Genomic DNA, 14,514 nt, shown 5'->3' with positions numbered 1-14,514 from the left:
TTTAGTTAACGCTAGACTCAATTTAGAGTCACTTTATAGCCCAAAGATTTTTATAAGTCTTTGGGCATTTTTATTTACAGTTAACTTGTAGATAAACAACTTACTGCTCTTCTAAATCAAACTCAGTAAAATGCCCTTCACCGTGTATTAACTGATAGCGGGCTAAATTCCCCTGCTCTAGTGTTATTAAACTAATAGCTGAGTCGCTTACTAAGTATTTTTGCCCTTCACCAATGGTTTGGTGCTTATCTACTTCCATATGCCAGCGTTTGGTAAAAAAGTTTAATGGGCTTTTTGGGCCGTATAAAATTGAATCTAGTTTATCGAGTATGTTTATTAATTTACGCGGGAACTCATTTTTAATACCGCTGGCGGTAAGCTGCCAAATTCGATTGGGGTGATCGCCAAAACGCTTTTGCACCGAAAAGCAAAATGAGTAATGTACGTCTCCCGATAAAATAAGGGTTTCGTTTGGGGTGTCGGTTCGTCTAAAGGTATCGAGTAGCTTTTTGGCTGACCCTTCGTGCGCCATCCAGTTTTCTACGTCAACCATGAGCGGTTGGCCACATATGTTAAACATGGCTTGAATGGCTTCTATTGATTTAACACCAAATACGGGGGCTGGTGATACAATAATAACTTGATCGTAGCTTAATAGGCTTTCTTCAAGCTCTGTGAGGCGCTCCCAATCAAGTAGGCCTGAAGGCTCATTAAAGTTTTGCTCATTTCGCCAACGGTGCGTACGTGTATCTAGCACCACTACTTTTGGGGTTGTAGTTAACTCATAATGCCAAAAACTAAAATCGTTTAGTAGTTTATCAAATGCTTTAAACTGCCATAAATTATTAGCAGTACGGCTTTGCTTAAAAGGTGTTAGTAACTCGCCTGTTTTATTTAGTGCATCGTTCCCCATTCCTTGAAAAAGCCAATAACTAATTAAGCCGTTATTGATGATCCGTTTACTACTTGGGTTTTCATTTATAGCTTGCTCCCACCCAGCGGTGAGGTTCCAGTCATCGGTTACATCGTGATCGTCAAACATCATTAGCGTAGATACATTGGCAAACAATCGCTCTACTTCAGTTAAGCCTTTTGCATAATCAATCAGTGCTGTTTTTTCAGCGTCAAAAATAGTTTTGTTTTGCTTGTTTTGACCTGAATACGTTGTGTTTTGTATATCAACGCATTGCCAAGCAGCAGCACTAAAATTTAATAAATAAAGTGCAATGTATTCTTCAAAATGGATAAGGTGATTGTAGGCTTTTACACTTGAAAAATGCGGTTCGTCTTTTTTTAGCCAGTAACCAACACCTAACTTTGAGCGTTTTTGCCAAGGCGTTTTTGGTAAAAACAAATGGCGATTATAAAGTTGCTCATTTATATCATCCGGTAGCTCAATGGCAAGTGGTTGCTCTTTATAGATACCTAAGGCTTTAATTAACTGATGAATAGCTAATAACATGGGGCCTGCTACGTCATCGGCGTAAACCTGGTCACCGCTCAGTAATAGCAATTGTGCGCCTTGGTTATTATTACCGCGCTGAGTATTTTGCCAGTGACTTGCAGACACTAAGCTGTCTTTTGCTGGGTGATGTGCATTACGGCACGAGCCATGCAAAATATCACTGAGTTTATCGGGGATTACAAATGCAGGCGTTGTTTGATTGCTATAGCACCAAGGCGATAAATCGATTGCTGTGTCGTCAATTACAAGCTCATAGTTTAATAAGCTATCGACAGGGAGTTTGTTGTCTATTGGCTTTATAATAACGAAATGCAGGTATAAATGTTCGCCCAAAGAAACAGTATGTTGATCGCTATAACACTCAACATTTAATAAGTTTATTTGGCAGTTTGCAGGCTTGGAGGTAGCAAACTGAATACAGACTCCAGTTTGCTCTGCACGGCGCACCATTGGCCCCATTAGTAAAATAGGAAGGTTTGCCGTGTGAGTAATCATGTATTTAGCCTTTAGCTGCTAATTTAAATAAAGAATAAAAGTTTTCGGTAGTCGCTTTAGCAAGTTCATTAAAGCTAATGCCTTTAAGTTCGCTAATGTAATAAGCTACATCTTCTACGTACGCTGGTTGGTTTGTTTGCCCACGATACGGTACTGGTGCTAAATAAGGCGAGTCGGTTTCTATTAATAATCTATCTAGCGGTATTTGCTTTACTACTTCTTTTAGCTCAATAGCATTTTTAAAGGTAACAATGCCCGAAATAGAAATATAAAAACCCATGTCTATGGCTTTTTTTGCCATATCCCAATCTTCGGTAAAGCAATGTAGTACACCACCGCAGTTTTCGGCTTTGTGCTCACGCATTAAATTAATGGTATCGCTGCGGGCATCACGTGTATGAATAATTAACGGCTTTTGTAATTCGTTAGCCACTTCAATATGCCCAACAAAGCTTGCTTGCTGCACTGCGTGGGTATCTTTTGAATAGTAGTAATCAAGACCCGTTTCACCAATAGCAACGACTTTGTCGTGTGAAGCTAAGTCGATTAGTTGCTGTTTATTAAGGGCGTCTTTTTGATCAAGTGGATGTACACCGCATGAGGCTGATACATCGTTGTAATGCTTAATTTTATCAAGCATGCTTGGAAACTGATCAAGCGTTACGCTTACACATAAAAAGTGCTCTATTTGCTTTGCACGCGCTTTATCAAGAACTTGGTCAAGGTTTAAGTCTAGTTTATCAAAATCAAGACGGTCTAAATGGCAATGAGAATCTACAATCACTATAAGGCCTGTATTATGTTCAGGGTTTAAATTTGTTCGTTTAATTTATTATGTTAGTAATTAAAAGAACCCAATATAGGGCGGCGTTAATCTCAATGAAAAACCAACCCTATAACTACATGGTATATGTTTGATCGCCTGAGTTTAACATAGTCCCAAGCAGCTTTTCGATTTTAGCGTTTAGGTTTGTTTTATCATCTAAAAAACTAATACCAATACCTGGAGGATTAGAGCTTTGTGCACCTTGTGGCGTGATCCACGACACTTTACCTGTCACTACGTCATCTTCTAAGGCATCGGGCAAAGTAACTCTAAGCGCTAATGAATGCCCTGCTTCGTAACGCATATTAGTGCGTACAAATAAGCCACCTTTTTTTAAGTAAGGCATATAACAACGGTATAACTCGTCTAAATCGTCTATGTCTACTAGTAGTTCTTGCATGATTAATCCTTTTAAGAATTTCGCAATGTGTATGCTAATCGTGATACAGCAAGCGGTAAATTAAGGCCAAGTACTTGTGTGTTATTTTGTAAAAACTCGCCCAATGCATTTTGCGCACTTTGATAAGCGTCAAAACTCATGCCTTGCAGTAATTGCTGCTTTAGTTGCACGCTTAAAAACAAAGTAAATATACGAACAAGTTCAGGCTGTTTATTTATTATATCGACTAACGCTTTGAAATTATGGCTTTGTTTAAACTCAGTTGCAAACTTATACAGTGTATCAATATTTTTCAGCTGGTCTTGCTGTTGCCAATGCTTTACTTGCAGCGGTTGGTTATAAAAAAGTGCTAACCAACTATAGTTAGGAATATCTAATGTCTCTAGCCATTGCTGAGCAAGTGCTGTATTAGTTATTTTTACGTCACTTTTAGCGCATCGACTTAAAATAGTTGCAGGGAGCTGTTCTGGTTGGCTTGTGGTTAATATTAAAAAGCGGCTATTAGTTGGCTCTTCAAGTGTTTTTAATAATGCGTTAGCTGCTGCTGTGGTCATTTTTTCGCAATTTTCGATTATCGCGACTTTATTGCCATTTTGCGCTGCAGAGTGATTCATAAAATCACTAATACCACGAATATCATCTACACCAATACTTTGCCCATCAACTTGCGTTAAACGTTTGTCGGGGTGAGTGCCAGCCAGGGTAAGTAAACAGCTTTTACACTGTCCGCAAGGTTTTAGCATACTGTTTTGCGCAGCTACCTGCTTAGCTATATTTTGGCATAACAAAGCATTCCCAAGCTCATCACTTAACTCAAACTTACCTACGCCAACAGGCCCACAAAATAATTGCGCATGATGAAAACGCTCTGCGCGATAACTTTTCGCTAAACGTGCTTGAGTATCATGTAGCCAAGGCAATGGCATATTATTTTAAGCCTTCAAAAAATGAATGCAGTACATTGGTAATATCGCGATGTACTTTATCAATACTTTGGTTTGCATCAACGGTTTTAATTGTATTGTCGTCATTAGCAAGTTCAACATAACGCATACGTGTACGCTGAAAAAACTCAATGGCTTCTTGTTCAATACGGTCAAGCTCACCACGCCCTTTTGCACGCTCAAGACCTATTACTGGGTCAATATCAAGGTAAATAGTTAAATCAGGCTTTAAGCCTTTTAACACCATTGACGAAAGTGAAGCTAATGTATTTGAGCTAATGCCACGCCCACCACCTTGATACGCCTGAGACGATAAATCATGACGATCGGCAAGTACCCATTGGCCTTTATCAAGCGCTGGGGTAATAACATTGTGCATTAGCTGCGAGCGAGCTGCGTACATAATAAGCAACTCGGTTTCAAAGGCAATTTCTTCTTCATGCTCTGCTTTTACAAGCGTACGAAGCGATTCTGCCAATGGTGTGCCGCCAGGTTCACGGACGTTAATAAAGTCTATTTTTTGTTTGTTTAAAAAGTCTTGGCATAACGAAATAGCGGTTGATTTACCCGCGCCTTCTAGCCCTTCTATTACTATAAATTTTGGTTTCATAAAATATTAATTCTTTTTATTTAATATATACGTTTTAACTGCTGCGTTATGCTGTTTTAACGTGGTTGAAAATTGGTGGCTACCATCGCCTTTTGATACAAAGTAAACATATTCACTTTGCGGCGGATTAACTGCAGCTAAAATAGCGGCTTTTGATGGCATTGCAATCGGTGTTGGCGGTAAACCATTAATACGATACGTATTGTAAGGCGTATAATCGCGCAAATCTTTACGTTTAATATCACCATCAAAATCAGCGCCTAGCCCGTATATTACGGTTGGATCGGTTTGCAGGCGCATATTAGTGTTTAATCGATTAACAAACGCTGATGCAATTAACGGACGCTCACTGGCAAGGCCTGTTTCTTTTTCAATAATTGAAGCCATTATTAGTGCTTCGTATGCTGTTTTATAGGGTAGATTAGCAGCGCGCTGCTGCCAAGCATCATCTAATGTTTGCTGCATTTTTTGTGCTGCACGTTTTAATACACTGCTTGCAGTATCGTTATTATGATAATGGTAAGTGTCGGGGAATAACCAGCCTTCTAAGTGCGTGTCATTACCCAGTATTTGAGTACTTAGTTCGTCAGTTTTTAAATCGTTTTGTAAATTATCAGCTTTTTTAATAGCACTTAGTACTTCACGTAAGTTTTGACCTTCAATTATGGTAAAACTAAAACTAATTTGCTGACCTTGGTTAATTTTTTTTACGTTGTTAATAACGCTATCGGCTGTTAGCTCGTAAAGCCCCGCTTTTAAGTCGGTAAGTGTGGGATCTAATTTGGCAATTACCTGATAACGCCAACAACTTTCTACCCAGTTTTTAGCTTGCCATTGTTGGCATAACTTATTAAAGCCAGTGCCATGCTTAACTTCAAATTGTGTGTTTTGTGCTACCTTTAACGGGCTATTTATTGTTGCTTGTAATTGCTGGTAACCAACAGCAGTGGTTATAACAGCTAAAAAAAGTACCAATAAAATAACTTTTAACACTCAGCCTCCTTGGCTAATAATTTAGTTAGTAATGCGTGGCTGTCGTCTGTATTAAATACCTGTTGCTCAATACGTTTTACAGGTACTGCTCCCATTAAGCTATTACACACAAATACGGCGTCTGCTTGGGTTAAGTCTTCTACTTTCACGCGTTTAAATTCAACAGGCAATTTATCACATAACGATTGTAGATAAACGCCCTTTATTCCGCACTCATCAAGCAATGGCGTAAACACACGCTTATTTTCAATCGCAAAAATATTAGCTGCTGAAGCTTCAATTACATTGTTATTGTAATCAAGCACTAACACATCGTCGCAGTTTTGCGTTTGCATTGCTTTTTTAACTAGTACTTGCTCTAGCCGGTTTAGTGTTTTAAGACCCGCTAAATAAGGCTGTGCTGCTAATTTAATTGGGCTTATTTCGAGATTTACACCCTTTTTAACAAGCGCTTCGTAATTACTAGGGTAATCTAATATGCTCAATAAAATAGTAATATTACACTCACTTGGCAGCCCATAACCACGTCCGCCTTCGCCTCGCGTTACAAGTATTTTAAGCACGTTGAGTGGTGCAGCTTTTATATGCAAAGCAATTTGGTTTTCAAGGCGATTAAAATCTAGCTCAGGAAAACCCAAACGCTGTGCGCATTCAATCAAACGCGCTTTATGATGAGCCCAATACTGTACTTGCCCATCAACAACTTTAGCCGTTGTAAAAAAGCCGTCACCGTAATTTAAGCCTCTGTCACGCGTGCTTAAAGTGCTGTTTTGATCTACTGCTATTATTGTTTGCATTTTATTTGGCATATAAAAAAAGCCCAGTTAAACAACTGAGCTCTTATAATTTGATTCGTTGTTAAAAAAGATTATACCTTTTTAAATAACAACGAGCCATTAGTACCACCAAAACCGAACGAGTTACACAGTGCAAAGTCTAACTTTGCATCACGTGCAGTGTGAGCAATATAATCTAAGTCACACCCTTCGTCTGGGTTATCAAGGTTGATAGTTGGCGACACTTTTTGATCTGTCAGTGATAAAATCGAAATAATCGATTCAACCGAGCCTGCAGCACCTAACAAGTGACCCATCATCGATTTAGACGAGCCTACCATTACATCTTTAGCTGCGTTACCAAAAATAGACTTAACAGCGGCAGTTTCTGCTTTATCGCCTGCATTTGTAGATGTACCGTGTGCGTTAATGTAACCAATTTGCTCAGCGTTTACTTGCGCATCATTTAGTGCGTTTTGCATTGCAAGGGCAGCACCCGCTCCATCTTCTGGTGGTGATGTCATGTGGTACGCATCGCCGCTCATACCAAAGCCTACAAGCTCAGCATAAATTTTAGCGCCACGTGCTTTAGCATGTTCGTACTCTTCAACTACAACAACACCTGCACCGTCAGAAAGCACAAAGCCATCGCGGTCTTTATCCCAAGGGCGAGAAGCCGCTTGTGGATCGTCATTGCGGGTTGAAAGTGCACGTGCAGCATTAAAGCCACCCATACCAATAGGCGTACAGGCTTTTTCTGCACCGCCAGCAACCATGGCATCAGCATCACCGTAGGCAATCATGCGCGCGGCATGGCCAATATTATGCAAACCAGTAGTACAGGCAGTTACAATTGAAATATTTGGACCACGAAGTCCATGCATCATTGATAAGTGACCTGAGATCATATTAATAATAGTAGACGGCACATAAAATGGCGATAACTTGCGCGGACCACTATTTAATAACTTAATGTGGTTTTCTTCGATAAGCGTTAAGCCACCAATACCAGAGCCCACAGCAACACCTATACGTGTTGCGTTTTGCTCAGTAATTTCAAGGCCTGAATCTTTAAAGGCTTGAACACCCGCTGCTATGCCGTACTGAATAAACAAGTCCATTTTTTTAGTATCTTTCGCTGACATATATGCTGTTGCATCAAAGTCATTTATTAAGCCAGCGAATTTAGTACCAAATTTTGATGTATCAAAGTGGGTTATTGTTTGAATGCCACTTTTGCCATCTAATAAGCCTTGCCAGGTTGATTGAACATCATTACCTAGCGGCGTCAACATTCCTAAGCCAGTTACGACGACTCGACGTTTAGCCACGGTTTGCCTCCAATAAGGGATATTTACAAGGGGATGACATACCCAAGCTACCTCAAAGTGCTAGTCCCAAAATAGATTAAAAACGCATAACACAATCAAAATTAATTTTTAGCTAAAATTGAGCATTGAGGCTTAAGTTTTGAATCACGAACTTTGAGGTGGTTTGGATATAAAAAATTAAAGGCAGCGGATGCTGCCTTTAACGTGCGATTAATTACTCAGCGTGTGCTGTTACGTAATCGATAGCAGTTTGTACTGTAGTGATCTTCTCAGCTTCTTCATCTGGGATCTCAGTATCAAACTCTTCTTCAAGAGCCATTACTAGTTCAACAGTATCAAGAGAATCTGCACCTAGGTCATCTACGAAAGAAGATTCATTTTTAACTTCTTCTTCTTTAACACCTAGTTGTTCAATGATAATTTTCTTTACGCGTTCTTGGATATCGCTCATTCTTCTTTCCTTTATTAAAAACGCCGATGCGTTATTTTCAGATTGCCGCGTAGTTTACGCGGCATAATTCTCTGATTCAATGATTTGACCATAAATAATTGTCTGGTCAAACCTCTGAGTGTGTATTTTGTCTTTTATCGCTTATTTTCGCAGCGATTTCAAGTATGTTTAAAGCAAGTTCACAAATAATTCAATGTTTTTGAGGTAACTTACTTAACTTTATTAGGTAATAATGTGGGTACAATGGTTATTAAACCATGTACATCGCGCCATTTACATGCAAAGTTTCACCTGATACGTACGCAGCAGCGTCAGATGCTAAATAACATACCGCAGCTGCAATTTCGTCTGGTTGACCTAAACGCCCTGCTGGAACATTTGCAAGTGTTGCTGCTTTTTGCTCTTCAGTTAAATCATCAGTCATATCAGTTTGAATAAAACCAGGTGCCACTACGTTTACTGTAATACCACGTGATGCCACTTCGCGTGCAAGTGACTTAGAAAAACCAATTACCCCTGCTTTAGCCGCTGCATAATTAGCTTGCCCTGCATTACCCATAGTGCCCACTACTGAGCCAATATTGATAATACGGCCTTTCTTTTTCTTCATCATTGGACGAAGTACCGCTTTAGATAAACGGAAAATCGAGCTTAAGTTAGTGTCGATTATATCGTCCCACTCAGCCTCTTTCATACGCATTAATAGGTTGTCACGTGTGATACCTGCGTTATTAACAAGTACGTCAATATCGCCAAAATCAGCTTTTATTGCGGCAAGTGTCGCTTCAATAGATGCAGGATCCGTTACGTTTAATGCATAACCTTTACCATTGTCACCTAGGTACTCGCTGATTTTAGCAGCGCCTGACTCGCTTGTTGCAGTGCCTGCTACTTTTGCACCTTGCGCAACTAATGTTGTTGCAATTGCTTTACCAATACCACGGCTAGCGCCAGTAATTAGGACAATTTTGCCCTCTAAAGAAAATAAATTAGACATTTTATATACTCTTATTTAGCTGCAGCGATTGAAGCGGCATCGTTTACTGAGCCACAAACCATTGCTTTATCAATTCGTTTAGCAAGTCCTGTTAATACTTTACCAGGACCAAATTCGTAGCTTTGCGTTACATCTTGTGCAACCAAGGCTTGTACTGTTTCTGTCCAGCGAACTGGGCTGTATAGTTGACGTACTAGTGCATCTTTAATTGCATCAGCGGTCGATTCAGCTTTTACATCAACATTATTAATTACATCACACTTAGGTGTATTAAATGTTAAAGCGGCTAAGTCTACCGCTAGCTTAACAGCAGCTGGCTTCATTAGTTCACAATGTGAAGGTACGCTAACCGAAAGTGGTAATGCGCGTTTAGCACCAGCATCTTTACATGCTTGTGATGCTCTATCTACTGCCGCTTTATGCCCTGCAATAACAACTTGACCAGGAGAATTGTAGTTAACTGGAGATACAACCTCACCTTGCGCTGAGGCAGCACATGCCGCTTTTATTTCTTCATCGCCTAAGCCAATAATCGCAGCCATTGAACCTACGCCTGCAGGTACAGCTTCTTGCATGTATAAACCACGGTTTTCAACAAGCTTAACAGCTTCGCTCAAGCTTAGTACGTCGCTACATACTAGTGCTGAATATTCGCCTAAGCTGTGACCGGCCATAACAACGTCTGCATCTGGGTTTGCTGCAAGCCAATCACGGTAAATAGCAACACTTGCAGTTAATAATGCAGGTTGTGTACGATGAGTTTGATTTAATTTTTCTTCTGGGCCATTAAGAACTAGCTCTGCTAAGTCGTAACCCAGTGCATCTGATGCTTCTGCAAATGTTGATTTAACAATGTCAGAACTCTCTAGTAGCTCTTGTAACATACCAACGCTTTGCGAGCCTTGACCTGGGAATAGAAGTGCAATTTTTTGTGCCATACTTTGCTCTTTTTAATTAAACAAATAAATAATGAAATACACGGCACATCAATTATTGATTAACCGCCGTGTCTTTAGAATGTGTTTTTTCGAAAATAGCGGCTATTTTATCAGGAAGTTGACGTTCAACCTCTTTTACCGCTTCATCAATTGCTGCTTGAAATGCTTTAGCTGACGCATTTCCATGACTTTTAACGACAATACCGCGCAATCCTACCAGAGAAGCACCGTTATACTGGTCGGGGTTCACCCTTTTATAGAGTTTTTTTATTATTGGACGCAATATAAACGCCATACATTTATACAAAAGGTGCTTTTCGAGCGCAGCTGTAAACTTATTCATAATAAGCTTGGCAATGCCTTCGCATGTTTTAAGCGCCACGTTACCCACAAACCCTTCGCATACAATAACATCAGCCTTGCCAGAAAAAATATCACTTCCTTCGCTATAACCAATGTAATTAATATGTGGGCTTTGCTGCATTAATTGTGCAGCCTGTTTAATATCATCGTGGCCTTTAATGTCCTCAGCGCCAATATTTAATAAGCTAACGCGAGGGTTATCGCAGCCAAGTGCTTGGCCAGCAACTACAGAGCCCATAATCCCAAACTGATACAGCATTTGCGCATCACAATGCACATTAGCTCCTAAGTCGAGTAAATATACTGGGTTTTGGCTTTCTGTAGGAACAGATGAAATGAGTGCGGCACGTTTAACACCTGGCAGCATTTTTAATACGTAGTGAGCCATAAAAAATAAAGCGCCGGTATTACCTGAGCTAACACACGCTTGAGCTTCGCCCGACTTAACTAAATCAAGGGCAACACGCATAGATGAATCTTTTTTTGAACGTACAGCAATTGCGGGTTCGCAGGCGTTAGTGACTATTTCACTACAATGACGAATTATGAGTCTTGGATGAGATAAAGAATCGAGGGATTCGAGTTCTTTAGATATAACGTCTTCATTGCCACATAAAATGAGACTTAAATTGGCATGAGCGTTTACCGCATGAACGGCAGCAGGAATAGATGAACGGGGGCCGTAATCGCCCCCCATCATATCTAACGCTATGGTTAGATCTTTCAGCATATAAGTAATCTCTTATTTAGAAATTACTTGAACGCCTTTGTAGTAACCATCTGCAGTCACATGGTGACGACGATGAGTCTCACCAGATGTTTGATCTACAGTTAAAGTTGGACCACTGATCGCATCGTGTGAACGGCGCATGCCGCGTCTTGCACGAGACTTTTTGCTTTTTTGTACAGCCATAGTCTTCTCCTAAGAATCTTTCTTAAGTTGTTTCAAAATATCAAATGGATTAGGTTTATCATCTTCCGCCTTTAATACACCAAAGCTGGCAGGCTTTGCTGAATAACTGCATGAAGCTTCGTTGTGGGTAGCCACTAATGGAATTGCTAAAATTAGTTCGTCTTCAATTAAATCAAAAACGTTAACTTCACCATTTTCATCAAGTGCTACTTCGTCGTAGTCTTCAGGAAAAATATCTAACTCTGTATCTTCACCTACTGGTGAATATGCAAAGTCTTGAACCAAATCCAACCCTAAATCACCATTACAACGTTGACAAATGACAGTAACATGTGTGGACAAATTGCCTCTAATCACAGCGAAACCTTGATCATCGTTTTTGCAATGTATTTTTACCGCTATTTCACCTACTTCTTCCTGCACAACTTTCTCTAAACGAGTAAGTTTTTCAAGCGGTACAATTCCGTCATACTTTAAACGGTGCTGCGCTGCTTTGCCTGGATGAAGAGTGATGGGAATTTTCACCTTTTGCATAGGGGCTGCATCATATAGATAGTTAGTTTGTTAGTCAAAGTAAAAAACCATTTTTACTTGGTTTTTAACGTGTTTTACTCTCGGATCTGATTTATCCTAACTCAATCTGAATTATCGTAGGAAAACAGTCCATGAAGCTTCCACTCATTTTAGCGTCAAGCTCGCCTTTTAGGCAGTCTTTATTACAAAAATTTAATTTACCCTTTGATACGTTTTCACCCGACGTTGACGAATCAGCACTTGAATGCGAAACACCTACTGAACTGGTTAAGCGTTTAAGTGAGTTAAAAGCCTCAGCAGCTAATAAACACTTTAAAAAAGGGTTAGCAATTGGATCAGACCAAGTCGCTGTGTTTAACAATCAAATTTTAGGTAAACCGCACAATAAACAAAATGCTCTAAAACAACTAAATTTATTTAGCGGTAATACTGTAACATTTTTAACAGGGCTTTGTGTTTACGATATTGTAACTGGAACAAAAAAAACCTGCGTAGAACCTTTTAATGTGACATTTAAAACCCTAAGTGATGCACAAATTAGTGCTTATTGCGACGCAGAGCAGCCTTATAACTGTGCTGGCAGCTTTAAAAGTGAAGGGTTGGGTATCTGTTTATTTGAAAAACTAAGCGGAGACGATCCTAATAGCTTAATTGGATTACCATTAATTAAACTCAGCCAATTATTGGCTGAGTTTGGTATTGATGTGCTTACCGCTCAAAGCAAATTCTAATTAAATAAATTAGCCAAGCAAAACCTGTTGCAATTGCAGATAATTATCTACTGTTGCAACAGGGCTAAGCTTATTTAGCTGCTGTGCGTTATGTACACCCATTGTTACGCCAATTCTATCCATGCCTGCAGCTTTTGCCATTGTCATGTCTATTTGGGTATCACCAATCATTACAGCGTCTTGAGCGCTTATGCCAAGTTCTTCAAGTAATTGATACAGCATATCTGGAGAGGGCTTAGACAGTCCGTCATCGCTTGTACGTGTTGCACTAAAAAAATGTCTGAGTTGGCTTTGATCAAGCAAACGCTCTAATCCATCTCGACCTTTACCTGTTGCAACCGCTAAAACAATGCCTTGCTCTTTTAAGGCACCTAAAACGCTAACAACATTATCAAATACAGGAGTTGGCGTGGTATCAACACTATATTGGTGTTTATACCCCTTAATTAGCGCTTGATGCTGCGCGGCATTATCGGGAAATAAAACATCAATTGCTTTTTCAAGCGACATACCAATGATATTTTTAATTGCCAAATCACTTGGCGCCACTAAATTAAGTAACTCAGCACTACTACGAATACAGTTAACTATTTTAGTGACTGAATCCATAACGGTGCCATCCCAATCAAAAATGACAAGCTTATATTTTTTAATCGGCGTCACTGTAATCACTGTTTTGCGTCTCGTAATTTTAGTAATGTATTTTTAAGCGTTTTATCAAGGGGTGCTTCAATACGCATCGTTGTTTCGTTTTTAGGATGATAAAAACTTAAATCGTGTGCATGTAAGAATAAGCGGTTTAACCCAACTTTACGCATAGAATCGTCAAAACCCTGATCGCCATATTTGTCGTCGCACGCTATTGGGTGACCTTTACATTGCGTATGTACACGAATTTGGTGCGTACGCCCTGTAACAGGCGATGCTTGTACAAGTGAGCAATCGTTAAAACGTTCAAGTACTTTAAAACGCGTATGCGAAGGCTTGCCCTCAGTGTTGTCTACACGTACTACGCGTTCACCCGATTTAAGCGTATTTTTACGCAGCCCTTCGGTAACGTTTTTAGTTTTAGAGTCCCACTGCCCTTCTACAAGTGCCCAGTAGTTTTTTTCCATGGTTTTTTCACGAAGCTGTTCATGCAATGCGGTTAACACCGAACGGCGCTTCGCTATAAGTAAACAGCCCGATGTATCACGGTCAAGCCTATGAACTAGCTCAAGGCTGCGCTCTTCTGGGCGAAGTGCGCGCAATGCTTCAATTAAACCATAACTTAAACCACTGCCACCATGAACAGCCATACCTGAAGGTTTATTTATGACGATAAGGTATTTATCTTCAAATAAAATATCGTTTTCTAGGCGAGTTACTTTGTCTAACTTTGATGGTACAAACTCTTCACGCTCAGCAACTCTGATAGGTGCAATACGCAGTACATCGTCAAGCTGTAGTTTATATACAGGCTTAATACGCTTTTTATTAACGCGTACCTCACCTTTGCGCAAAAGTTTATAAATAGCGCTTTTAGGCACCCCTTTTAAATGGGTAATAAGAAAGTTATCAATACGCTGACCTAAATGGTCTTCATTGATCGTGACATAAGTTACTTGTAAGTCGTTTTTTTCTGACATTGCCTAATCACTAATTTAAGTAAAATAATTTAGTTGCTAACACTGTAATAATAGTGGGATAATCAGCAGCGCAAATATTTAGTATTTGCAAATAACAACGGTGCTTTTTAACACATTAA

At 39.7% G+C, this 14,514-nt stretch carries 17 protein-coding genes; 1 reads left to right on the top strand and 16 read right to left on the bottom strand.

The window, feature by feature from the left end:
• Positions 1–100: 100 nt before the first annotated feature.
• From I6F10_RS02335 to yceD, 14 genes are all read right to left on the bottom strand, one after another.
• Entirely contained in the window at positions 101–1,960 is a 1,860-nt protein-coding gene (locus tag I6F10_RS02335) for an alkaline phosphatase D family protein (RefSeq protein ID WP_197098363.1), read from the bottom strand.
• Positions 1,961–1,964: 4 nt separating this feature from the next.
• Positions 1,965–2,744 (bottom strand): TatD family hydrolase, encoded by a 780-nt coding sequence (locus I6F10_RS02330; protein ID WP_197098362.1) that lies wholly within the window; start codon positions 2,742–2,744, stop codon positions 1,965–1,967.
• A gap of 115 nt (positions 2,745–2,859) precedes the next feature.
• Complete coding sequence (locus tag I6F10_RS02325; protein WP_002962367.1) at positions 2,860–3,186, bottom strand: PilZ domain-containing protein; 327 nt, start codon at positions 3,184–3,186, stop codon at positions 2,860–2,862.
• A gap of 11 nt (positions 3,187–3,197) precedes the next feature.
• A complete protein-coding gene (locus tag I6F10_RS02320) occupies positions 3,198–4,112 on the bottom strand; it encodes a DNA polymerase III subunit (RefSeq protein WP_197098361.1) in 915 nt (304 codons plus the stop codon).
• Between the two features lies 1 nt (position 4,113).
• Positions 4,114–4,740, bottom strand: a complete 627-nt coding sequence (tmk, locus tag I6F10_RS02315) for a dTMP kinase (RefSeq protein WP_002962371.1) — start codon at positions 4,738–4,740, stop codon at positions 4,114–4,116.
• Positions 4,741–4,746: 6 nt separating this feature from the next.
• On the bottom strand, positions 4,747–5,733 hold the full coding sequence (mltG, locus tag I6F10_RS02310; RefSeq protein ID WP_197098360.1) for an endolytic transglycosylase MltG: 987 nt from the start codon (positions 5,731–5,733) through the stop codon (positions 4,747–4,749).
• Positions 5,727–6,542: an aminodeoxychorismate lyase gene (gene pabC, locus I6F10_RS02305; protein WP_197098359.1), complete on the bottom strand. Its 816-nt coding sequence runs from the start codon at positions 6,540–6,542 to the stop codon at positions 5,727–5,729. The genes mltG and pabC overlap by 7 nt, the downstream gene beginning before the upstream one ends.
• Before the next feature lie 59 nt (positions 6,543–6,601).
• Positions 6,602–7,840 carry a beta-ketoacyl-ACP synthase II gene (gene fabF, locus I6F10_RS02300; RefSeq protein WP_002962376.1) on the bottom strand — a complete coding sequence of 413 codons (1,239 nt, stop codon included), beginning with the start codon at positions 7,838–7,840 and terminating at the stop codon, positions 6,602–6,604.
• Positions 7,841–8,054: 214 nt separating this feature from the next.
• Positions 8,055–8,291 carry an acyl carrier protein gene (acpP, locus tag I6F10_RS02295; protein ID WP_002962377.1) on the bottom strand — a complete coding sequence of 79 codons (237 nt, stop codon included), beginning with the start codon at positions 8,289–8,291 and terminating at the stop codon, positions 8,055–8,057.
• 250 nt (positions 8,292–8,541) lie between these two features.
• Positions 8,542–9,288, bottom strand: a complete 747-nt coding sequence (fabG, locus tag I6F10_RS02290) for a 3-oxoacyl-ACP reductase FabG (RefSeq protein ID WP_197098358.1) — start codon at positions 9,286–9,288, stop codon at positions 8,542–8,544.
• A gap of 11 nt (positions 9,289–9,299) precedes the next feature.
• Positions 9,300–10,226, bottom strand: coding sequence for an ACP S-malonyltransferase (gene fabD / locus I6F10_RS02285; protein WP_197098357.1), 927 nt, complete (start codon positions 10,224–10,226; stop codon positions 9,300–9,302).
• 52 nt (positions 10,227–10,278) lie between these two features.
• Positions 10,279–11,319 carry a phosphate acyltransferase PlsX gene (plsX, locus tag I6F10_RS02280; protein WP_002962380.1) on the bottom strand — a complete coding sequence of 347 codons (1,041 nt, stop codon included), beginning with the start codon at positions 11,317–11,319 and terminating at the stop codon, positions 10,279–10,281.
• A gap of 12 nt (positions 11,320–11,331) precedes the next feature.
• Positions 11,332–11,502 carry a 50S ribosomal protein L32 gene (rpmF, locus tag I6F10_RS02275; protein ID WP_002962381.1) on the bottom strand — a complete coding sequence of 57 codons (171 nt, stop codon included), beginning with the start codon at positions 11,500–11,502 and terminating at the stop codon, positions 11,332–11,334.
• A 9-nt stretch (positions 11,503–11,511) separates the two neighbouring features.
• A complete protein-coding gene (gene yceD, locus I6F10_RS02270; RefSeq protein WP_007375269.1) occupies positions 11,512–12,036 on the bottom strand; it encodes a 23S rRNA accumulation protein YceD in 525 nt (174 codons plus the stop codon).
• Positions 12,037–12,167: 131 nt separating this feature from the next.
• Between yceD and I6F10_RS02265 the strand changes: the two genes are divergently transcribed.
• Entirely contained in the window at positions 12,168–12,767 is a 600-nt protein-coding gene (locus I6F10_RS02265) for a Maf family protein (RefSeq protein ID WP_138488900.1), read from the top strand.
• Between the two features lie 9 nt (positions 12,768–12,776).
• Here the strand turns inward: I6F10_RS02265 and I6F10_RS02260 are convergent, their stop codons facing one another.
• Positions 12,777–13,439 carry an HAD-IA family hydrolase gene (locus I6F10_RS02260; RefSeq protein ID WP_331461817.1) on the bottom strand — a complete coding sequence of 221 codons (663 nt, stop codon included), beginning with the start codon at positions 13,437–13,439 and terminating at the stop codon, positions 12,777–12,779.
• Complete coding sequence (rluC, locus tag I6F10_RS02255) at positions 13,436–14,395, bottom strand: 23S rRNA pseudouridine(955/2504/2580) synthase RluC (RefSeq protein WP_197098356.1); 960 nt, start codon at positions 14,393–14,395, stop codon at positions 13,436–13,438. Before rluC ends, I6F10_RS02260 begins: the two co-directional genes overlap by 4 nt.
• Positions 14,396–14,514 lie beyond the last annotated feature (119 nt).

This window comes from Pseudoalteromonas sp. SWYJZ98, from assembly GCF_015864495.1.
Classification (GTDB): Bacteria; Pseudomonadota; Gammaproteobacteria; order Enterobacterales; family Alteromonadaceae; genus Pseudoalteromonas; species Pseudoalteromonas distincta.
The sequence above is the reverse complement of the archived record's forward strand: the minus strand, read 5'-3'. Positions and strand labels throughout refer to the sequence as shown.